General features: G+C 69.7%; 17 protein-coding genes, 1 tRNA gene and 1 other RNA gene. 11 read left to right on the top strand and 8 right to left on the bottom strand.

Features of this window, described 5'->3' with window-relative positions; translation table 11 throughout:
- The first annotated feature begins 89 nt into the window (after nucleotides 1–89).
- From MHY30_RS04005 to MHY30_RS04015, 3 genes are read left to right on the top strand one after another with little or no spacing between them, the layout of a single operon-like run.
- On the top strand, nucleotides 90–452 hold the full coding sequence (locus tag MHY30_RS04005) for a DUF6507 family protein (RefSeq protein ID WP_239275290.1): 363 nt from the start codon (nucleotides 90–92) through the stop codon (nucleotides 450–452).
- The gene (locus MHY30_RS04010) at nucleotides 452–2,416 is read left to right on the top strand and encodes an alpha/beta hydrolase (protein WP_239275291.1); all 1,965 of its coding nucleotides are present in this window, start codon (nucleotides 452–454) and stop codon (nucleotides 2,414–2,416) included. The genes MHY30_RS04005 and MHY30_RS04010 overlap by 1 nt, the downstream gene beginning before the upstream one ends.
- Complete coding sequence (locus tag MHY30_RS04015; RefSeq protein WP_239275293.1) at nucleotides 2,413–3,075, top strand: hypothetical protein; 663 nt, start codon at nucleotides 2,413–2,415, stop codon at nucleotides 3,073–3,075. The genes MHY30_RS04010 and MHY30_RS04015 overlap by 4 nt, the downstream gene beginning before the upstream one ends.
- Nucleotides 3,076–3,081: 6 nt before the next feature.
- Here the strand turns inward: MHY30_RS04015 and MHY30_RS04020 are convergent, their stop codons facing one another.
- Nucleotides 3,082–3,396, bottom strand: coding sequence for a DUF2277 domain-containing protein (locus MHY30_RS04020; protein ID WP_239275295.1), 315 nt, complete (start codon nucleotides 3,394–3,396; stop codon nucleotides 3,082–3,084).
- A 106-nt stretch (nucleotides 3,397–3,502) separates the two neighbouring features.
- Here MHY30_RS04020 and MHY30_RS04025 point away from each other — a divergent pair, with 106 nt between their 5' ends.
- On the top strand, nucleotides 3,503–5,197 hold the full coding sequence (locus tag MHY30_RS04025; protein WP_239275297.1) for a long-chain-fatty-acid--CoA ligase: 1,695 nt from the start codon (nucleotides 3,503–3,505) through the stop codon (nucleotides 5,195–5,197).
- 6 nt (nucleotides 5,198–5,203) lie between these two features.
- Here the strand turns inward: MHY30_RS04025 and MHY30_RS04030 are convergent, their stop codons facing one another.
- Genes MHY30_RS04030 through MHY30_RS04040 form a run of 3 tightly spaced genes read right to left on the bottom strand, consistent with a single transcriptional unit; the run spans nucleotide 5,204 to nucleotide 9,784 of the window.
- Entirely contained in the window at nucleotides 5,204–8,194 is a 2,991-nt protein-coding gene (locus MHY30_RS04030) for a bifunctional [glutamine synthetase] adenylyltransferase/[glutamine synthetase]-adenylyl-L-tyrosine phosphorylase (RefSeq protein WP_239275299.1), read from the bottom strand.
- Between the two features lie 10 nt (nucleotides 8,195–8,204).
- Entirely contained in the window at nucleotides 8,205–9,545 is a 1,341-nt protein-coding gene (gene glnA / locus MHY30_RS04035) for a type I glutamate--ammonia ligase (protein WP_239275301.1), read from the bottom strand.
- 26 nt (nucleotides 9,546–9,571) lie between these two features.
- Nucleotides 9,572–9,784, bottom strand: coding sequence for an SPOR domain-containing protein (locus tag MHY30_RS04040; RefSeq protein WP_239275303.1), 213 nt, complete (start codon nucleotides 9,782–9,784; stop codon nucleotides 9,572–9,574).
- A 98-nt stretch (nucleotides 9,785–9,882) separates the two neighbouring features.
- On the opposite strand from MHY30_RS04040, the gene ppgK reads away from it, so the two are divergent.
- Nucleotides 9,883–10,668: a polyphosphate--glucose phosphotransferase gene (gene ppgK, locus MHY30_RS04045; protein ID WP_239275305.1), complete on the top strand. Its 786-nt coding sequence runs from the start codon at nucleotides 9,883–9,885 to the stop codon at nucleotides 10,666–10,668.
- A gap of 68 nt (nucleotides 10,669–10,736) precedes the next feature.
- Here the strand turns inward: ppgK and rnpB are convergent.
- From rnpB to MHY30_RS04060, 3 genes are all read right to left on the bottom strand, one after another.
- An RNA gene (gene rnpB / locus MHY30_RS04050) (RNase P RNA component class A) lies at nucleotides 10,737–11,104 on the bottom strand.
- 28 nt (nucleotides 11,105–11,132) lie between these two features.
- Complete coding sequence (locus MHY30_RS04055; RefSeq protein ID WP_275438009.1) at nucleotides 11,133–12,845, bottom strand: bifunctional 3'-5' exonuclease/DNA polymerase; 1,713 nt, start codon at nucleotides 12,843–12,845, stop codon at nucleotides 11,133–11,135.
- A gap of 6 nt (nucleotides 12,846–12,851) precedes the next feature.
- Nucleotides 12,852–13,580 carry a zinc ribbon domain-containing protein gene (locus tag MHY30_RS04060; RefSeq protein ID WP_228162917.1) on the bottom strand — a complete coding sequence of 243 codons (729 nt, stop codon included), beginning with the start codon at nucleotides 13,578–13,580 and terminating at the stop codon, nucleotides 12,852–12,854.
- Nucleotides 13,581–13,625: 45 nt separating this feature from the next.
- Here MHY30_RS04060 and MHY30_RS04065 point away from each other — a divergent pair, with 45 nt between their 5' ends.
- Together MHY30_RS04065 and MHY30_RS04070 are read left to right on the top strand one after the other, a co-directional pair.
- Nucleotides 13,626–13,979, top strand: a complete 354-nt coding sequence (locus tag MHY30_RS04065; protein WP_239275307.1) for a hypothetical protein — start codon at nucleotides 13,626–13,628, stop codon at nucleotides 13,977–13,979.
- Nucleotides 13,980–13,993: 14 nt separating this feature from the next.
- Nucleotides 13,994–14,066, top strand: a tRNA-Val gene (locus tag MHY30_RS04070).
- 3 nt (nucleotides 14,067–14,069) lie between these two features.
- On the opposite strand, the gene MHY30_RS04075 is transcribed toward MHY30_RS04070, so the two are convergent.
- Nucleotides 14,070–14,765, bottom strand: coding sequence for a DUF1345 domain-containing protein (locus MHY30_RS04075; RefSeq protein WP_239275309.1), 696 nt, complete (start codon nucleotides 14,763–14,765; stop codon nucleotides 14,070–14,072).
- Nucleotides 14,766–14,994: 229 nt separating this feature from the next.
- Between MHY30_RS04075 and aceE the strand changes: the two genes are divergently transcribed.
- The 4 genes from aceE to MHY30_RS04095 all read left to right on the top strand — a co-directional run bounded on the left by aceE (nucleotide 14,995) and on the right by MHY30_RS04095 (nucleotide 21,001).
- Nucleotides 14,995–17,721 carry a pyruvate dehydrogenase (acetyl-transferring), homodimeric type gene (gene aceE, locus MHY30_RS04080; RefSeq protein ID WP_239275311.1) on the top strand — a complete coding sequence of 909 codons (2,727 nt, stop codon included), beginning with the start codon at nucleotides 14,995–14,997 and terminating at the stop codon, nucleotides 17,719–17,721.
- Between the two features lie 88 nt (nucleotides 17,722–17,809).
- Nucleotides 17,810–18,997: a CdaR family transcriptional regulator gene (locus tag MHY30_RS04085; protein WP_239275436.1), complete on the top strand. Its 1,188-nt coding sequence runs from the start codon at nucleotides 17,810–17,812 to the stop codon at nucleotides 18,995–18,997.
- Nucleotides 18,998–19,079: 82 nt separating this feature from the next.
- Nucleotides 19,080–20,000 (top strand): ACP S-malonyltransferase, encoded by a 921-nt coding sequence (locus MHY30_RS04090; RefSeq protein WP_239275313.1) that lies wholly within the window; start codon nucleotides 19,080–19,082, stop codon nucleotides 19,998–20,000.
- Nucleotides 19,997–21,001, top strand: a complete 1,005-nt coding sequence (locus tag MHY30_RS04095; protein WP_239275315.1) for a beta-ketoacyl-ACP synthase III — start codon at nucleotides 19,997–19,999, stop codon at nucleotides 20,999–21,001. Before MHY30_RS04090 ends, MHY30_RS04095 begins: the two co-directional genes overlap by 4 nt.
- Nucleotides 21,002–21,045 lie beyond the last annotated feature (44 nt).

Here is a 21,045-nt window from a genome sequence, read left to right on the forward strand (position 1 = left end):
GACTGTAGACGATGCCGCACCCGGAAGGGAGGCCCGATCGAGATCTGGGCCCGTGCGGCAGAGTGGTCCTGACGATGAAAGGGGCCATCGTGAGCGACTACCGAGTCGATCCGGATCGTGTGATCGGGGTACTGGCGGGGGTGGACGATGCGGGCGCGGGCATTTCCCAAGCGATCGACGACATGGGCTCCCTGGTGTTGGAGGGGCAGAGCCTCGTCGTCGACGGGCGCCGCACTCTCGCGAGTGCGTGGAGCGACCTGCTCGATGAACGACGGTACGTGCCCGGGAAACTGGCGCACATCGTTGCCTCTGCCGCGTCGTCGGTGAGCGAGGCGACCACGGCCGTCGTCACCGGCGATGTCGACATGTCGGTCACGACGGCGGAGGCGAAGTCGCGGGCCATGGACGAGTGGGGCATCGATTCCTCCGTGTCCTACGGGCAGGGGTACTGATGAGCACTCCGAGCGTCGATGATCTGCCCCAGCTGGTCGACCCCGCCGTGCTCACGGGTCTCGGCGACCGGATCGTCTCCGTTGCGAACGCGACGCAAACGTCGATGGCCGATGTGCAACAGCGGTGGAGTGTCCTGGGCGACACCGAGGTCTTCCATGTCACGGGTGCGGAAGCGGTGCCGCGCATGCTCGACCGCCCTGTCTCCGATGCGCGGGGCTTCTCCGAGGCGCTCGTCGAGGCGCGCAACGCGCTGTGGGATGCCGGGTCATCGGAGTTCCCCAGTCTGAAACAGCGCCGTGAGGAGTTGGCATCCCGCATCCCGTCCGTTGTCGCCGCCTACGATTCCGCGGCGGAGGCCTCGGCTCTCGCAAACGCGACGTATCGTTCGACGCGGGGATCCGACGTGGATGCCTCGGTTGCCGCGGACGCGTCGCTCGCCCGCTTGAACGCGTCCACGACACTGAACTCCGCCGAGAGCGCACTCGACACCCTTCGCTCCGATATCGACCGCTTCCGCCGGGACGTGGAGGATGCCGAGGATCGGCTCGCATCGCGCCTGCGCAACGTATCGGGCGGGACGGAGGTGCTCGGTGCCGGCGGTGAGCCCGTGCGGGTCGCACAGCTGTTCTGGGGGTTCTCGGAGTCCGCGTACCCGGGCGCACCGTCCGCCGCATCGGTGAGTCGATCGCTCTCAGAGCAGTTGACGTACGACCTCGGGCGCGCTGCCGAACGCCGCATCGACTGGCTCTCCACGGCAGACACCCACGACGTGCAGCGGTGGCTCGACGCCCACCCGGACTTCGTGCAATCCGTCGCCTTCGTCGAACCGGGGCGCGCCGGCGACTTGTTCACCGATCTTGCGGCCGCCTCCGCGGCGGCACCGAACGGCGAATGGAATGGCGGTCCGCTCGGGCAGCTGCTCGCCTTAGCTCCGCTCGTCGTCGGGAACCTCAACGGCATCCCCGCCGCTCAGCGGGGCATCTTCAACCGTGCGGGTCTCGCCGACGTCCTGGCGCGCGACGACCTCGACGACGAGACCCGCAGCAAGCTCGACCGATTGCGTTCGGTCGTGGAGAAGCGTTCGGACGACGGTTCCCTGCCGACGTTGTTGAGCTTCTTCATCGATACCGAGGGGTCTCCGCGCGCCAACATCGCGTTCGGGGACGTCGAGACCGCCGATCAGGTGACGACCCTGACGCATGGCATCCGAACGGATCTCGGCTCGCTGCAGGAGTGGGCACGCGGCGGTGCGGACCTGCAGTCGGCGCTTTCCAGTGAGCTGGAGCGAACCTCTCAGAGCAGCACTACGGCTGTCGTGCTGGTCATGGACTGGGATTCTGGCGGCGCCCTCAGCGTCGGCGGGATCGATCGGCCAGATGCAGGAGCGGCGCGTCTGTCCCAGACGCTCCGAGGCCTGCACGTGGCAAACCCCGGCGCGCAGCTCAACACGGGCGCGCATTCGCTCGGCACGACCATGACCGGCCAGGCCGTCGCCGACAATCCCGGACTGGTGTCGCATGTCTGGTTCTTCGGCTCGGCGGGGATCACCGCGCAGACGGGCCACGAGCTCGCGGAGCAGATCCGCTCGGGCGAGACGACAGTGTCGGCCACGCACGCCGACGACGACAGCATCGCCGCGTGGGGACGCAAGGACTGGCTCGGCAGCCTGCACGCGGAGGACCCACGGGACGTGCCGGGGGTTCAGGCGTTCGGGTCGAACGGCGGTGTCGTCGCCGACTACGGATCGCTTCGGGGCGAGTACGGCGAATCGACCGACAGCCACGATGCCCACAACAGCACGAAGGACGAGTTCGTCGGGTGGGGCGTGGGCTGGGACGGGTCGCCCATCCCGCTCTACGAGCCCACCCCACAGACGGGGTACCTCGACCCGTCTGCCGAGTCGTTCAAGCACTTCGTGGTTGGCTTGCGCGAGGCACTCGATACGACAGGAGCGAGCCGATGACCCAACTCAGATGGGGAACACTCCCCGTACTCGTCGCGAGCGTCGTGGTCACCGCGACCGTTCTGACCGGATGTGGAGGTCCGCAGATGTCCCCGAATGAGACGCCGAGCGCGATGCCTAGCAGCACGGTGGGCTTCGACGATGCGAAGGCGGTGAACCTCGAATACAAGACGGCCGTCGCCGATGTGCAGAAGCAGATCTTCGACGGGGACTGGCGTGTCGGAGAGTATGGCGACGTTCCCGATCAGTGCGACGGCGGCTTCGAGTTCTTCCTGCGACGCAAGCTTCCCGAGGGCTTCTCGTTCGATGGCCAGGGGCCGCAGAGGATGGAACAGCTCAGTACCTGGATGTCGGAGAACGGGTGGCAGGTCGAGCCGGCACCCACCTACGGGGAGGGCATCGACAACATCGTGATCGTCGCGGGAAAGCCCGAAGCGAAGGTGTCGCGTCTGGACGTCGACTTCATCCCGGCGGATCCTGCCGAGGGCACGGTCGACGTGCTGGAACTCCGCGCGACCTCCACGTGCGAACCGGGCGATGCCGCCGCGCTTCTCGAGGAGCTGCGCGGCCCGCTCACCGCGGTGCCGAACGACGATGGCATCCCGGATCTGGAGAGCCCGGATGCCACTCCCCTGTTCGAACGCTTCGAGGAGGGGTGAGCGGGGTCAGGATGCCGATCGCGCTGCGCGCTTCTGCTCCTGGAACACCCGGATCGCCTCGTAGCGTTCGGCCGAGCGGGCCTGGCGTTTGGCGGCCTCGACCTCGCGCGTCTTCGGGGGTGCGGAGGTGACGAGGTCGTCGAGCAGACGGCGAGTGGCCGCGGCGATCTCATCGACCGCTCGGTCGAACACCTCACGGTTCGCTCGCGACGGCTTCGTCGTGCCGGCGATCTTGCGTACGAACTGCAGCGCGGCGTCGTGGCACTCGTCGTCCGACGCGGGCGGCTCGAAGTTGTGGAGCGGGACGATGTTGCGGCACATGCCAGCAGGGTAGGCCGGTCCCGAGCCGTGGGGAAGCGCAAGCTCCCGGCATCCGCACAGGCGTCGTGACCCTCCCGTGTCCGTGGGGCACGGAAAGATGGATGCCATGACCTCCCCCTACGCGTCGCGTCCGTGGTTGAGCTCGTACGCCGAGGGCGTGCCGCACGACATCGACGAGCCGTCGCAGACGCTGCCCGAGATGATCGCCGACTCCGTCCACCGGTACGGCAAAAGCGTCGCGCTGGAGTTCTTCGGCGCGCAGACCACCTACCGCGAGCTGGGCGACGAGATCTCGCGCGCGGCCGAGGGCCTGCGGCGTCTCGGTGTGAAGGCGGGCGACCGTGTCGCGCTGGTGCTGCCGAACTGTCCGCAGCACGTCGTCGCGTTCTACGCCGCGCTCCGGCTCGGGGCGATCGTCATCGAGCACAACCCGCTCTACACGGCCCGCGAGTTGCGTCACCAGTTCGAGGACCACGGCGCGCGCTTCGCCATCGTGTGGGACAAGGTCGCCGATCTGGTCGCCGACTTCCCGTCCGACCTCGCGCTCGAACACATCATCGCCGTCGACATCACGCGCGCCATGCCGTTCGGCATGCGTCTCGCGCTGAAGCTGCCGGTGAGAAAGGCTCGGGAGTCGCGCGCTCAGCTGACCGCCGCGCCGACCTCGAAGCGTCCCACGGCGTGGGAGAAGCTGCTCACGCACGGCAAGCTCTCTCGCAAGCACGAGGGTCCGCTGCTCGATGACATCGCGCTCCTCCAGTACACCAGCGGTACGACCGGCAGCCCGAAGGGCGCGATCCTGACTCACGCCAACCTCCGCGCCAACGCGATGCAGGGGCGCGCGTGGGTGCCGGGGCTCCACGACGGCGAAGAGACGTTCTACGGCGTTCTCCCCCTCTTCCACGCGTACGGCCTCACCCTGTGCCTGACGTTCGCGATGAGCATCGGCGCGAAGCTCGTGCTGTTCCCGAAGTACGACCTCGACCTGGTGGCATCCGCGGTCAAGAAGAGTCCGCCGACGTTCCTCCCCGCCGTCCCGCCGATCTACGACCAGCTCGCTCGCGCGGCTTCGCGCGGCACGCTCGATCTGTCGACCGTGCGGTTCGCGATCTCCGGTGCGATGAGCCTGCCCGTCGCCACCGTCGACCGCTGGGAAGCGGCGACCGGCGGTCTCCTCGTCGAGGGCTACGGCATGACGGAGTCCTCCCCCGTGGCGCTCGGCAACCCCATCGGGCCGTCGCGGCGGCCGGGAACGGTGGGGGTGCCGTTCCCGAGCACCGACATCCGGGTGGTCGACCCCGACGACCCCGAGAAAGACCTGCCGCTGGGCGAGACGGGCGAACTGCTGCTGCGCGGCCCGCAGGTGTTCGAGGGCTACTGGAATCGGCCGGCCGACACCGCCGCGACGCTGCTCGACGGGGGCTGGCTGCGCACCGGTGACATCGCCTCGGTCTCGGCCGACGGTTTCGTCACGATCGTCGATCGGCTGAAAGAGATCATCATCACCGGCGGCTTCAACGTGTCGCCGAGCGAGGTCGAAGACGTGCTGGTGTCGCACCCCGACATCGAGGGCGCCGCCGTGGTCGCCCTCCCGAAGCCTCGCGGAGGAGAAGACGTCGCGGCGGCGATCGTCGTGCGCGACGGCGTCGAACTCGAACCCGAAGCGGTGCGCGACTTCTGCAAGACGCGCTTGGCGTCCTACAAGGTCCCGCGTCGCGTGGTCGTCGTGGACGACCTCCCGCGCTCGCTCATCGGGAAGGTGCTGCGTCGCGAGGTGCGCGAGCGACTCATGGCATCCTGAGCCGGATCACCCGTAGAAGAGCTTCTCGAACACGCGCCGGGCACGTCGAGTGGCGCCGAGGTAGTCCTCTTCGACCTGCGTCGCGGAGTGCGGGGGGTACTCGAGGATGCGGCCGATACCGTCGAGCCGAGCCCGGTCGCCCGGCAACACATCGCTCGTCTGCCCCGACAGCAGCGTGTTCGCCGACCGAAGCCGGCTGGCCAGATGCCAGGATGCCGCGAGCTTCTCGGCCGCGTCCGCGGCGATGAGCCCGGCATCCGTCGCAGCTCGCAGCGCGCCGAGCGTCGAGGTCGTCCGCAGGCCCGGGACGGCGCGGGCGTGCTGCAGCTGCAGGATCTGCACGAGCCACTCGACATCGCTGATGGAGCCCGGACCGAGCTTGAGGTGTCGAGCGGGATCGGCACCTTGGGGAAGCCGTTCGTTCTCGACGCGGGCCTTGATCCGCCGGATCTCCCGCAGACCGTTGGGGTCGGCGTCGACCGGGTAACGCACGTCGTCGGCGAGAGCGATGAAGTCGTTGATGAGCTTGACGCTGCCGGCCACCCCTCGCGCACGCAGCAGAGCCTGCGCCTCCCACGACAGCGACCAGCGACGGTAGTACTCCGCGTAGGCGTCGAGGGAACGCGCGAGCGGGCCGCTGCGCCCCTCCGGCCGCAGCTCCGCGTCGAGATCGAGAGGCAGCCGGTGGTCTTCGGACTGTTCCCGGAGGCCCGCGACGAGCTTGAGCGCGAGCTGGCTCGCCCGCTGTGGGTCGATGCCGTTCGCGCGGTAGACGTACATCACGTCGGCATCCGAACCGAAGCCGATCTCGCGGCCGCCGAAGCGACCCATCGCGATGACCGAGAAATCCAGCGCGTCGTCCTCGGGTGGGACGACCTCCCGCCGGACCGCGCGGAGCGTCGCCTGAATCGTGACCTCGGTGATGGTCGTGAGCGCGTCGGACAACTCCTCGAGCGACACGACCTCGAGCACCGCGGCCATGGCGACGCGGAGCATCTCGCGGCGCCGGAGCGCCCGCACCGAACGCATGGCGCCGTCGATGTCATCCCAGCGGGTCTGGATCGCCCGCGCCTCCTCCTGCAGGGCCGCGCCGGAGCGGGGGCGAAGCAGGGCATCGTCGTCGAGCCACGCGACGGACTCGGGGATCCACTCCATGAGCTCGCCGATGTAGCGAGAACCGGAGAGCACGCGGGTGAGACTCTCGGCGGCGCCGGCGGAGTCGCGCAGCATGCGCAGGAACCACGGGGTGTTGCCGAGTCGCTCGCTGATCCGCCGGAACACGAGAAGCCCGTAGTCGGGGTCGACGCCGTCGGCGAACCACCGGATCATCACGGGCATGAGGTGGCGTTGGATGGTCGCTTTGCGGCTCAGGCCGCTCGTGAGCGCCGCGATGTGGCGCAGCGCGCCGGCGGGGTCGCGGAAGCCGATGGCCGCGAGACGGTCGCGCGCCTGTTCCGTCGAGAGGCTCCGTTCGCCCTCGGGCAGCGCGGCGACGGCCGACAGCAGCGGGCGGTAGAACAACCGGACGTGGATGTCACGGACCTCGCGCTTGATGCTCTCCCATGCGGCCTGCACGCCGGAGGCGGAGTCGGCCAACCCTGTCGCGCGCGCCAGCACGCGCAGGTCGTCCTCCTTCTCGGGGAGCAGAGCCGTGCGTCGCAGACCGCGCAGCTGCAGCCGGTGCTCGATGAGGCGCAGCCGCCGATAGTCGCGGCCGAATGCCTCGGCTTCACTGCGACCGATGTAGCCCTCGGCCACGAGCGCGTCGAGCGCGTCGAGCGTGCCGCGCTGGCGGATGCGTTCATCGCTGAGTCCATGCACGAGCTGCAACAACTGGACGGTGAATTCGACATCGCGGATGCCGCCGGGGCCGAGCTTGACCTGACGGTTCACCTCCGCCGCGGGGATGTGCTCGGTGACGCGCTCGCGCATGCGCTGCACGCCCTCGACGAAGTTCTCGCGCGCCGCGCTGAGCCACACCAGCGGCTGAACGGCGGCGATGTACTCGGCGCCGAGAGCGGGATCGCCCGCGATCGCTCGAGCCTTCAGGAGCGCCTGGAACTCCCAGCTCTTCGCCCAGCGGTCGTAGTACTGCTGGTGCGCGCCGAGGCTGCGCACGAGGGCTCCCTGCTTGCCCTCGGGGCGCAGGTTGGGGTCGACCTCCCACAGGGGCGGTTCGATCTCGGGGCCAGAGATCCCGCGCATCGTCTGCACGGCGAGACGGGTGCTGATGTCGATCGCCCGCGCCTCCGACACCACGTCTTCGTCGGCCGTGCCGCCGACGAAGATGACGTCGACGTCGCTGACGTAGTTCAGCTCTCGAGCGCCGGTCTTACCCATCGCGATGATGGCGAATCGGGTCGCCGCCACCTGTTCGCGCGGAAACGCTCCCGGCCCGGATCCGGCGACCCGCGCACGAGCCACGCTCAGCGACGCTTCGAGCGCTGCACCCGCGAGGTCTGCCAGCGCGGCGGAGACGACGTCGATCGCCCCGGCGGGATCGTCCTGACCGAGGTCGTACGCCGCGATGCGGGCCAGGAGACGCCGGTATCGCACGCGCAGCGCGACCCACGTGGCATCCGAGGCGTCGGATGCGAAGCCGTCGTCATCGCCGACGGATGCCAGCAGCTCGGCGCGCATGCTCTGCTCGTCCGGCACGGTCAGGCCCGCGCCGGCGAGGTGCACGATCTCATCGGGATGCCGAAGGTAGAACTCGGCGAAACCGTCGGAAGCGCCGACGATGTCCCACAGCGCGCGCCAGGTACCCGCGTCCGTGGCGGCCGCGCGGACCGCGGCGGCATCGCGGCGCGCGATCTGTACGAGCGCCGAGAGCGCGCGGTCGGGGTCTGCCACGCGCTGCGCGAGCGCCATGGCATCCGCTCGTCCGGCGCCGGTGAGCTGCTCGAGTTCGCCGAGGGCGGCATCGGCTTCTGCGAGGTGCGAGAAGCCGATGCGTGCCAGGGCGGTGAGCGCCGTCGATCGATCGCCCGAGGTCACCACGGCGGGGTCAGAGCGCCTCGAGGTTGCTCTGCAGCTCGAAGGGGGTGACCTGCGCGCGGTACTGCTGCCACTCGCGACGCTTGTTCAGCAGGACGTACTTGAAGACCTGCTCCCCCAGCGTCTCGGCGACGAGCTCGGACTCCTCGAGGTACTCCAGCGCGTGATCGAGGCTCGCCGGGAGCGGCGCGTAGCCGAGGGCCCGGCGCTCGGCGTCGGTGAGCGACCAGACGTTGTCCTCGGCCTCGGCCGGAAGCTCGTACCCTTCCTCGATGCCCTTGAGGCCCGCGGCGAGCATCAGGGCGTACGAGAGGTAGGGGTTGGCCGCCGAGTCGAGCGCGCGGTACTCCACGCGCGTGGACTGCCCCTTGTTCGGCTTGTACAGCGGGACGCGCACGAGCGCGGAGCGGTTGTTGTGGCCCCAGCAGATGAAGCTCGGTGCCTCGTCGCCGCCCCAGAGGCGCTTGTACGAGTTGACGAACTGGTTGGTGACGGCCGAGATCTCGTTGGCGTGACGCAGGAGACCGGCGATGAACTGACGGCCGACCTTCGACAGCTGATACTGGCCACCCTCTTCGTAGAAGGCGTTCATGTCGCCCTCGAAGAGCGACATGTGGGTGTGCATGCCGCTGCCGGGCTGACCGCTGAGCGGCTTCGGCATGAACGTGGCGTATACGCCCTGCTCGATCGCGACCTCTTTCACGACCGTCCGGAACGTCATGATGTTGTCGGCCGTGGTGAGCGCGTCGGCGTACCGCAGGTCGATCTCGTTCTGGCCGGGGCCGCCCTCGTGGTGGCTGAACTCGACCGAGATGCCGAGGTCTTCGAGCATGCGGACCGACCGGCGCCGGAAGTCGTGCGCCGTGCCTCCCGGGACGTTGTCGAAGTACCCCGCGGAGTCGACGGGCTCGGGGCGCCCGTCAGGACCCAGCTGCGACGACTTGAGCAGGTAGAACTCGATCTCGGGGTGGGTGTAGAACGTGAACCCGGCGTCGGCCGCCTTCGCCAGGGTGCGCTTGAGCACGTGCCGGGGGTCGGCGACCGCGGGCTGACCGTCGGGCGTGGTGATGTCGCAGAACATGCGCGCCGTGGGGTCGATCTCGCCGCGCCACGGCAGGATCTGAAAGGTCGTGGGGTCGGGGTGCGCCAGCAGGTCGGACTCGTACGAGCGCGTCAGACCCTCGATGGCCGACCCGTCGAAGCCCAGGCCCTCGCTGAAGGCGCCCTCCACCTCGGCGGGGGCGATCGCCACCGACTTCAGAGTGCCGACCACGTCGGTGAACCACAGGCGCACGAACTTGACGCCGCGTTCCTCGATCGTGCGCAGGACGAAATCGCGCTGCTTGTCCATCGTTCTCCTCGTCTCGATCCGGTGACTCAGCGCTCGGACTCGGAGCCGGCGCCCCAGTCGGCCTCACGCGCTTCGTCTTCGGCCCACTTCTGCGCGCGCTCCTTGAGGAGCTGCGGTGCTCGCGCTGCTTCTTCCGCGGTGTCGAAGGGGCCCGCACGGTCGATCGCCGGCGACAGATACCCCTGCTCGACCTGGCCGGTCTCGAGGTTGTACCAGTACTTGTGACTCTCGTCGCTCACGATGGCTCCTTGCGTGGTCTGGCTCTTCGGCGGACGGGCGGCCGGGTGCACTCCCGATCCTACTGATCCCGACCCCGCGCCTGGATAGGCTGGAGGGCATGGCAACGAATGCGTCGCGTGCGGTCGGAGTGGACATCGGCGGAACCGGGATCAAGGCGGGAATCGTCGACCTGGATGCCGGGGAGCTCATCAGCGACCGAGTGAAGGTCTCCACCCCCAAGGGTGCGGAGCCCGCCGACGTGCTCGCGGCGGTCAAGGAAGTGCTGCAGACGTTGGAAGCCCCGGCCGATCTTCCGCTCGGTGTGGCCTTCCCGGCCATCGTGAAGGGCGGCAAGACCCTGTCGGCAGCGAACGTGTCCTCGTCGTGGATCGGGTTCGAGGCCGAGAAGTTCTTCGAGGACGGCCTGACCCGCGACATCCACTTCGCCAACGACGCCGACGTCGCCGGCATCGCCGAGGTGCGCTACGGCGCCGCCAAGGGCGTCGACGGCCTCGTCATCCTCACGACTCTCGGTACCGGTATCGGGTCGGCCATGATCTACGACGGTGTCCTCATCCCCAACAGCGAGCTGGGTCACCTGCAGCGCGCCGGGCACAAGAAGGATGCCGAGAACTACGCGGCCTACTCGGCCATGGAGCGCGACGAGCTGTCGTGGGACAAGTGGGCCAAGCGCCTCCAGTGGTACTACGACTACGTCGAGTTCCTCTTCAGCCCCGATCTCATCGTCGTCGGCGGCGGGGTGTCGAAGCACTCCGAGGAGTTCCTGCCGCTGCTGAAGCTGCGCGCCCCGATCGTGCCGGCGAAGCACCGCAATAACGCTGGCATCATCGGTGCGGCGTCGCTCGCGGTGCCGGTGGTGGAGGCGCTTCCGGCGGTGAAGTAGGTCGCAGCTGTCGCCGCGGTTCACTCGTCGAGGATCGCCGGTCCCCCGGGCGATGTCGCAGCAGGAGGCGAATGGGCCGGCCTGTACGCCGGGTTCTGTCCGGGGGCGTGAGCCCCGTGGACGGTCATCTCTCTCGGCGACACGTTGCCGTGCCGCTCCAGCGGCCTACCCGGGGACTCGGCGAGCCGCGTCGTCATCCCCTGTCTGGCCTTGCTCCGGACGAGGTTTACCTCGCGGGTCGTGTCACCACGACCCCGGTGGTCTCTTACACCACCCTTTCACCCTTACCCCGCACCCCGAGGGGCCGAGGCGGTCTGCTCTCTGTGGCACTGTCTCGCGGATTGCTCCGGGTGGGCGTTACCCACCGTCCTGCCCTGTGGAGCCCGGACGTTCCTCGGCACGGGCGAACCCGTGACGCGACCGTCCAGCCGACCCATTCGCACCATCGAGTCTACGCGGGCCGCTCAGCCCTTCTCGGCCGTCTCACCGATGCGCAGGTCGAGGGGGAAGTCGATCGGGAAGGTCCCAAACAGCAGCCGGCCCGCGGATGCCGCGGACTCCCGCACCGCGTCGGCGACGGCGTCGGCGTGCTCCACGGGTGTGTGGACGACGATCTCGTCGTGCAGGAAGAACGCGAGGTGTGGCATGCGCGCGAACGCGGGACCCGACGCGGGCGCCGCGCGGGTGGCATCCACCGGTTCGAGGGCGGAGAGACGCGTGCGCAGGTCGGCGAGCCATGCCAGCGCCCATTCAGCGGCGGTGCCCTGGACGACGAAGTTGCGCGTGAAGCGGCCGCGGTCACGGGCGGCGCGGCGGGCGCGGGTCTCATCGACCCCGGATGCCTCGGAGTCGCTCGCGCGTGACTGCACCGCGCGCCACAGCTCATCGGCGGGCGGTGACGTGCGGCCGAGCCATGTGTGGACGCGCCCTCCCTCTTCGCCGACGCGCGCGGCATCGTCGACGAGCGCCATCGCCCGCGGGAACGTGCGCCGCAGCCGCGGAACCAGGCGCCCGCTCTCACCGCTCGTTGCGCCGTACATGGCGCCGAGCATCGCCATCTTGGCGTGGGCGCGGGTGCCGACGGCTCCGGCATCCACGATTCCGGCGTACAGATCGCGACCGGATGCCGCCTCGGCCAGCGCCGTGTCGCGGGCCATCGCCGCGAGCACGCGCGGCTCGAGCTGCGCCACGTCGGCGGTGACCAGCGTCCAGCCGGGGTCGGCGCGGACGGCCGTGCGCAGCTGCCGCGGGATCTGCAGCGCTCCCCCTCCGGATGACGCCCAGCGTCCGGTGACGACGCCGGCGGGCACGTAGACCGGGCGGAAGCGCGAGTCTCGGATCCACTCGGCCATCCAGGCCCAGCCGTTCGCGGTGTAAAGCCGCATGAGCTTCTTGTAGGCGATGAGCGGGGCGACGACCGGGTGGTCGTGCTCGGCGAGCTCCCAGCGGTTCGTCGACTCCACCAGGAGCCCCGCGCGGTGCAGTGCGCGCAGCAGCCGCGGCTGCGAGTCGAGCGAGACGGACGGGTCACCCAGCGCGTCGCGCACCGCGGCCGCTGCCCGCTCGACGAGCGTCGGCAGTCCGCCCGCCACGCGCGTGCCGAGATGCTCCTCGAGCATCCGCTCGTGGGCCTCGACGCTCCACGGCAGCCCCGCGGCGTGCAGTTCGGAGGCGATCAGCGCTCCGGCGGACTCGGCCACAGCGAGAAGCCGTAGCGCCCCGGGCGTGCGCGCGGCGGCGACCGCGGCGCGTTGCCGGCGGTACTCGGCGGCTGCGGCCTCGGCGTCGTCGGGCGGGCCGGTGCTCGCGGCACCGAGCGAGAAGAGCGTGTCGGTGTCGTCGGACGCCGCGGCCGTGGCATCCCATTCCGTGTGGGCGCGTAGGCCGTGGTCGTCGACGACGGCCTCGGCGTGCCGGAGGAACGCGTGCACGAGCCGCAGGTCCCACGCGCGGGCGACGCGGACTCCGGATGCCAGCAGCGGGCCGTACCAGGATGGGGTGTCGCTCCACACCCACCGCACGTCTCCCCCGGTTTCACGGTCGCGGATCGCCGCGGGCAGGTCGTCGCGCGCCACGGTGACGGTGCGGACGACGGAGCCGTCGGCATCCAGCTCGCTCAGGGCGATGGTTCCGGATGCCGTGCGCCCGACGACGACCTCAGCGGTGGAGGACGCCAGTGCCGGTCACCGCGATTCTTCGGTGCGGACGAGGATCGCGCCGCACTCGGGGCAGAACACGACCTCGTCGGTCTGCGCACGGCGGACCTCGGCGAGGTCGCTCGGCGGAAGGACCATGCGGCACGCCTCGCAGGCGCCCGCGCGCAGGAGTCCCGCGCCGTTGCCGCGTGCCGCGAGACGCTCGTACAGGGCGAGGAGGTCGGCGGGAATCGCACCGGCGACCGCGTCGCGGTCGCGGCGTGCAGCCTCGAGACGATCGGTGGCCTCGGCGACGACGCGCTTGGCCTCGGCGCTGAGCTCGGCGCCCTGCGCATTGGTCTCGGCGATGAGAGCCTCTTGCTCGGCGACCGCGGCGTCGGCGGCCTCGAGCTGCTCCATGAGCGCGATCTCGGCGTCTTCGAGGTCGCTCTTTCGGCGGGCGAGCGAGGCCAGTTCGGCCTCGAAACCCTGCGCCTGCTTGGCGTTGGTCGCGGCGGCGAGGCGCTCGGCGTCGCGCTTCACCCGCGCGTCGACGACCGCGACATCGGACTCGACGCGGGCCAGCTCGGCCTTGAGGTCGTCGCGGACGTTCGCGCGATTGCCGAGCTCTTGCGTGAGCGACGACCGCTGCGCGATGAGCTCGCGCACCTTCGCCGCCTGCGGCGGGTTGCCCTTGACGTGTTCGTCGCGCCGGATGCGCGCGTCGAGGTCGGCGAGATCGAGCAGTTTGCGCTGGTCGGCGGGGTCGGCGTTCACGGAGTCCACGCTACCCCGGGGTGCGACGGCGGTGTTCCGGATAGCGTGGACGTTCCGACCGACCCCCGGGACCCGATGAACGTCTTCGCCGCACTGTTCGGCCCCATGCTCGTGATCATGGGTGTGCTCGCGTACTCGGGGCGGTGGAAGGGGTGGATCGCCGTCCGCCGGGGATTCGGCAGCACGATGGGATTCGCCTGGCTGTATCTGGGGATCGCCTTCACGCTGGGCGCCTGCGCGGTGGCGGTGTCGTCCCTGCGGCCGCTGTTCTTCTCGCTCTGTGTCGCGACAGTGCTCTTTCTCGCGGTCGCCCTGGTCGCCATGTTCTGGTTGCCGCGCACGCTTCTGCCGTCGTGGTACCTCGAGTTGCGCGACGGCACAGGCCGCCGACGTCGATAGACTCGAGGCATCCAGGGCCTTTAGCTCAGCTGGTAGAGCGCCACGCTTACACCGTGGATGTCGTCGGTTCGATCCCGGCAGGGCCCACCGTCAGCTCAGGATGTTCACGCTCCGCGCGATCACCAACGCCAGCAGCACGAACCCGGTGATCGCCTGCACCATCATGAACAGCTTGGCGCGGACGCTCAGGGGCATCACGTCGGTGGGGCTGAACGCCATCGCGTTGGATGCCGAGAAATACAGGTAGTCGATGTATCCGGGCGCCCAGTCCGCGGCGTTCGACGACCGGCGCTTCACTTCGCTCACGGCATCCCCGTCGGAGTCCTGCGGGAACTGGAAATCGGCCGGCTGCAGCTCGTCGCGCGGGTCGCGGCGTCGTGCGACGGGTCCCCCGCGGTCCATCTCCCAGTACACGGCGCCGTATCCGATGACGTTGATCGCCCACACCTGCGCGGCGCCCAGCAGCGTCACGGCACCGGTGCCCTGTGCCGACAGAAGCTGGTGCACCAGCAGGAAGAACGCGACCTGGTTCGCCGCGAGGAGCACCGCCACGAAGGTCAGGGCGAAGGCGCGGCCCACGCGGGAGTCGCGGTCGAGGCGTGTGGGGTGCGCGATCAGCATCGGAATCGCGCACAGGACACTCGCCCCGACGACCACGTAGCGCAGCGCGCCCGACACGTCACTCGGCAGCACCGCGTACAGGAGCGTGCCCAGCGCGAGGAAGATGAGCACCGGCCAGCGATGCTCGGGCCGGATACGGAACCCTGCGTGCTCACTCGACGTCACGCGCTCAGGCTAGACCTCCGCCGATCCGACCCCGGCGCGACGGCGTCGAGACGGATGCCTCGACGCCGAGGCATCCGTCTCTCCCGTGGGCCGCGCAGCGCACGGTGCGCATCCCGAACGGCTCCGACTGACTAGGCTGGACGACGGTGAATTGTGCGGAGCAGACAAGGGTTGCCGCACGAGTATGGCGATTCTCTGGCATGACCTGCCAGACGACGAAAGGTCTTCCGTGACTGTTCACGACCAGGATCCGTATTCGCAGGGGCCGCAGGACAGCGACCCGGAAGAGACCGGCGAGTGGCAGGAATCCCTGCGTCAGCTCGTCCAGGCCAAGGGCCCCGGTCGTGCGCGCGAGATCATGCTGAGCCTGCTCAAGGGCTCGAAAGAACTGCACCTCAACGTGCCGATGGTCCCGACCACCGACTACATCAACACGATCGCCCAGAAGAACGAGCCCGAGTTCCCCGGTGACGAAGAGCTCGAGCGCCGCTACCGCAAGTGGATCCGCTGGAACGCCGCGGTCACCGTGCACCGCGCGCAGCGCCCCGGCATCGGCGTCGGCGGACACATCTCGACGTACGCGTCGTCGGCCGCGCTCTACGAGGTCGGCTTCAACCACTTCTTCCGCGGACTCGACGACCCGTCCGGCGGCGACCAGATCTTCATCCAGGGGCACGCCTCCCCCGGCACGTACGCCCGCGCCTACCTCGAGGGCCGTCTCACCGAGGCGCAGCTCGACGGCTTCCGCCAGGAGAAGTCGGCCGCGCCGAACGGTCTGCCGTCGTACCCGCACCCGCGCCTGATGCCGGAGTTCTGGCAGTTCCCGACGGTGTCGATGGGTCTCGGCCCGATCAACGCCATCTACCAGGCGATGTCGAACAAGTACCTCAGCAACCGCGGCATCAAGGACGTCTCCGACTCGCACGTCTGGGCGTACCTCGGCGACGGCGAGATGGACGAGGTCGAGAGCCGCGGTCAGCTCCAGGTCGCCGCGAACGAGGGTCTCGACAACCTCACGTTCATCGTCAACTGCAACCTGCAGCGCCTCGACGGTCCCGTCCGCGGTAACGGCAAGATCATCCAGGAGCTCGAGAGCTTCTTCCGCGGTGCCGGCTGGAACGTCATCAAGGTCGTCTGGGGCCGCGAGTGGGACGACCTGCTCGCCCGCGACACCGAGGGCGCCCTGCTGAACCTCATGAACTCCACGCCCGACGGCGACTACCAGACCTACAAGGCCGAGAACGGCGCGTACGTCCGCGAGCACTTCTTCGGCCGCGACCCGCGCGCTCTCGAGCTCGTGAAGGACTACACCGACGAGCAGATCTGGGGCCTGAAGCGCGGTGGCCACGACTACCGCAAGGTGTTCGCGGCATTCAAGGCGGCCAAGGAGCACAAGGGCCAGCCGACCGTCATCCTCGCCAAGACCATCAAGGGCTACGGTCTCGGCCCCCACTTCGAGGGCCGCAACGCCACGCACCAGATGAAGAAGCTGACGCTGGACGACCTCAAGGCCTTCCGCGACGCGATGGACATCCCGGTGACGGACGCACAGCTGGAGGAGAACCCCTACCAGCCGCCGTACTACAACCCCGGCGAGAACGACGAGACCATCAAGTACATGCTCGAGCGTCGTCGTGCGCTCGGCGGCTTCCTGCCCGAGCGTCGTACCACCCACGTGGGTCTCGAGCTCCCCGGCGACCAGGCGTACGCGCTGCCGAAGAAGGGCTCGGGCACGCAGGAGGTCGCGACGACCATGGCGTTCGTCCGCCTGCTGAAGGATCTGCTGCGCGTCAAGGGCTTCGGTCACCGCATCGTGCCGATCATCCCGGACGAGGCCCGTACCTTCGGTATGGATGCCTACTTCCCGACGGCGAAGATCTACAACCCGAAGGGTCAGCACTACACCTCCGTCGACCGCGAGCTTCTGCTGGCGTACAAGGAGAGCCCCGAGGGGCAGATCATCCACGTCGGCATCAACGAGGCGGGCGCCCTCGCGGCATTCACCGCGGCCGGCACGTCGTACTCGACGCACGGCGAACCGCTGATCCCGGTCTACGTCTTCTACTCGATGTTCGGCTTCCAGCGCACGGGCGACGCCCAGTGGGCGGCGGGCGACCAGATGGCGCGCGGCTTCATCATCGGCGCGACCGCCGGTCGCACCACCCTGACCGGTGAGGGCCTCCAGCACGCCGACGGACACTCGCAGCTGCTGGCATCCACCAACCCCGCCACGGTGTCGTACGACCCCGCCTACGGTTACGAGATCGCGCACATCGTCCGCTCGGGCATCGAGCGGATGTACGGCGGCGAGCACCCCGACCCGAACGTCATGTACTACATGACGGTCTACAACGAGCCGCTGGTGCAGCCCGCCGAGCCCGAGGGCGTCGACGTGGACGGCATCGTCCGTGGCATCCACCGCGTCTCGGTCGGCGAGGGTGAGGGCCCCCGCGCCCAGCTGCTCGCGTCGGGTGTCGGAGTGCCGTGGGCGTACGAGGCCCAGCGTCTGCTCAAGGACGACTGGGGCGTCGTCGCCGACGTGTGGTCGGTCACTTCGTGGAGCGAGCTGCGTCGTGACGGTCTGGCCGCCGACGAGCACAACTTCCTGCACCCGGAGGAGGAGCCCCGCACGGCGTACATCACCGAGAAGCTTCGGGATGCCGAGGGCCCGGTGATCGCGGTCAGCGACTGGATGCACGCCGTCCAGGACCAGATCCGTCAGTGGGTTCCGCAGCGGTACCTGTCGCTGGGTGCCGACGGGTTCGGATTCTCCGACACCCGCGCCGCCGCCCGTCGGTTCTTCAAGATCGACGGTCCGTCGCTCGCCGTGCGTGCCCTGCAGGGTCTCGCCGACGAAGGGAAGGTCGACCGCTCCGTGATCGCCCAGGCCATCGAGAAGTACCGCCTGCACGACGTCAACGCCGGTACGAGCGGGAACGCCGGCGGCGAGGCCTGATCGCGTGACCGATCGCGCGGACCTCGACGGTTCGGGAGGGGACGGGACGACCGTCCCCTCCCGGGCCGCGGAGGAGAAGGCCGAGACGTTGGCGTGGTTGCGCCGCATCTCGGGCGACCTCGCCACCGCGACGATCCAGCGGCTTGAAGAGACGCTGCCCTGGTACGCCGAGATGCCCCCGGCGCGCCGCTCCGCGGTCGGGCTGGTGGCGCAAGCGGGTATCACCTCGTTCCTGCAATGGTTCGAGGAGCCCGCGTCGACCCCCGCGATCGCGGCCGACATCTTCGCCGCGGCACCGCGGGAGCTGCTGCGCAGCGTCAGCCTGACCCAGACCCTGCAGCTGGTGCGTGTCACCGTCGAGGTGATGGAGGAACGCGTCGCCGGTCGTAGCGAACGTGTCCGCGAGGCGATGCTGTCGTACTCGCGTGAGGTCGCCTTCGCCGCCGCCGACGTGTACGCGCGCGCCGCCGAGGCCCGGGGGCTCTGGGATGCCCGACTCGAGGCCCTCGTCGTCGACTCGATCCTCACGGGCGAGGCCGACGACGAGCTGCCCAGTCGTATCGCGGCGCTCGGCTGGCACGGGCACGGCGAGGTCGCGGTGCTCGTGGGTACGACTCCCCCGCAGCTCGACGTCGACCACGTGCGGCGCACGTCGCGCAAGCTCGGCGTCGACGTCTTGATCGGTGTGCAGGGCTCGCGCCTCGTGCTCGTGATCGGCCGGGCCGACGTGCCGGTGCGTGGGCGCGAGGACGCCGCGGAACTGCCGTTCACCGAGATCGCCAAGCGGCTGGAGCCGAGCTTCGGCTCCGGACATCTCGTTCTCGGACCCGCGGTCGCGGCGCTCGTGGATGCCGGGCAGAGCGCGCGTGCCGCCCTGGCCGGCTTCGCGGTGGCCCGTGCGTGGCGTCACGCTCCTCGCCCCGTCGAAGCGGACGACCTGCTGCCCGAACGTGCCCTCGCGGGCGACGCGGTGGCGAGGCAGACGCTCGTCGAACGGGTCTACCGTCCGTTGCAGGCACACAGCGCCGATCTCGTCGCGACGCTCTGGAGCTACCTCGACAACGGGCGTTCGCTCGAGGCGACGGCGCGCGAGCTGTACGTGCATCCGAACACCGTGCGGTACCGCCTGAAGCGCGTGTCCGAGGTGATCGGGTGGGATGCCACGGGGCCGCGCGAGGCGCTCATCCTGCAGACGGCGCTCATCCTCGGTTCGATCGGGACGGATGCCACGCGTCGCCGCGGACCCGGCATCCGGCGGGTGCCGCTCCCCCGCTGATGCACGGCGCGCACAAAGACACGCCGATTTTCTGTGCCGATATCTCCAGAACTGCCCGCCGGATCCTTGGCAGGATGGGACGGTGATCATCGCCGTCTTCCCCGGGCAGGGCTCTCAGACCCCCGGCTTCCTCTCGCCCTGGCTCGAGATCGACGGGACGCGTGAGCGTCTGGCCGCTGCCTCCGAGCACGCCGGCGTCGACCTCCTCGCCGCGGGCACCGAGTGGGATGCCGACCAGATCCGCGACACGAAGGTCGCGCAGCCGCTGATCGTGGCCGCGAGTCTGCTCTCCTGGGGCGTCCTCCGCGACCGTGCCGGCCGGAGTGTCGACGGTGTTGCGGGCCACTCGGTGGGCGAGTTCGCCGCTCTGGCGGCATCCGGAGTCGTCTCCGAGGCCGACGCGCTGCGTCTCGTCGGTATCCGCGGACGCGCGATGGCCGAAGCCGCCGCGACCGTCCAGACCGGCATGAGCGCTGTCGTCGGCGGCGACGAGCAGACGGTCCTCGAACGGCTCGACGCTCTCGGGCTCACGCCCGCCAACTACAACGGCGGGGGCCAGATCGTCGCCGCCGGCGAGCTGTCGGCTCTCGCCGAGCTCGCCGCCGAAGCCCCGCGCGGATCGCGCGTCATCCCGCTGCAGGTGGCCGGTGCCTTCCACACGCGGTTCATGGAGCCGGCCGTCGAGACGCTCCGCGCCGCGGCCGCCGACGTCGCCGTGTCCGCCCCCGGCATGACCCTGTGGACCAACTCCGACGGCTCGGTCGTCGACGACGGCCGTCGTGCCGTCGACCTCGTGGTGGCCCAGGTTGCCTCGCCCGTCCGCTGGGACCGCACCATGGCATCCTTCGCCGAGCACGACGTGACCGGCATCATCGAACTCGCGCCCGCCGGAGCCCTGACGGGCCTGGCGAAGCGTGCGCTGCGCGGAACCCCCACCGTCGCGGTGAAGACCCCGGACGACCTCGACGCGGCCGTCGCACTCCTGAAGGGAGAGCAGGCATGAGCACCCCCATCCTCCGGCAGCTGCAGGGACCGGCACACACGCGCATCTACGCGTACGGTGCCGCGCGCGGCGAGAACTACGTCCCCAACGACGACCTCGTCGGACCGATCGACTCGAGCGACGAGTGGATCCGTCAGCGCACCGGCATCGTCACGCGCGTGCGTGCCGCGGCAGAGACGGATGCCATCGACCTGGCATCCGAGGCCGCACGCGAAGCGGTCGAGAAGTCGGGCGTCGACCCGAGTGACATCGACGCCGTCATCGTCGCCACGATCAGCAACCCCAAGCAGACGCCGTCGGCGTCCGCGATCGTCGCTGACCGCATCGGCGCGAACCCCGCCGCCGCCTACGACGTCAACGCGGCGTGCGCGGGCTTCGCCTACGGCGTCGGTCAGGCCGACGCGCTCATCCGCGCCGGGCTCGCGAAGCACGTCGTCGTCGTCGGCGCCGAGAAGCTGAGCGACATCGTCGACCCCGCCGACCGCAGCATCTCGTTCCTCTTGGGCGACGGTGCCGGCGCGGTCGTGGTCGGCCCCAGCGAGACCCCCGGCATCGGCCCCACGATCTGGGGTTCCGACGGCTCGAAGGCCGACGCGGTGGGCATGAACCACACGCTGACCGAGTTCCGCGACGGCACCGCACCGTGGCCGACCCTGCGTCAGGAGGGCCCCACGGTGTTCCGCTGGGCCGTGTGGGAGATGGTCAAGGTCGCCCGCCAGGCCATCGAGGCTGCCGGCATCCAGCCCTCCGACCTGGCCGCCTTCGTGCCGCACCAGGCCAACATGCGCATCATCGACGAGTTCGCCAAGCAGCTGGGACTGCCGGAGTCCGTCGTGATCGGCCGTGACATCGAGACCACGGGGAACACTTCGGCCGCGTCGATCCCCCTCGCCACCCACCGACTGCTCGAGGAACACCCCGAGCTCAGCGGAGGCCTTGCGCTGCAGATCGGCTTCGGTGCCGGTCTGGTCTTCGGCGCGCAGGTCGTCGTCCTCCCCTGACGCGCGAGCGTCGAACCCTAGACTGATCGGGGCTCGGGACGACT

The sequence above is a fragment of the Microbacterium sp. ACRRU genome (genome assembly GCF_022346945.1).
Lineage (GTDB): Bacteria > Actinomycetota > Actinomycetes > Actinomycetales > Microbacteriaceae > Microbacterium > Microbacterium mcarthurae.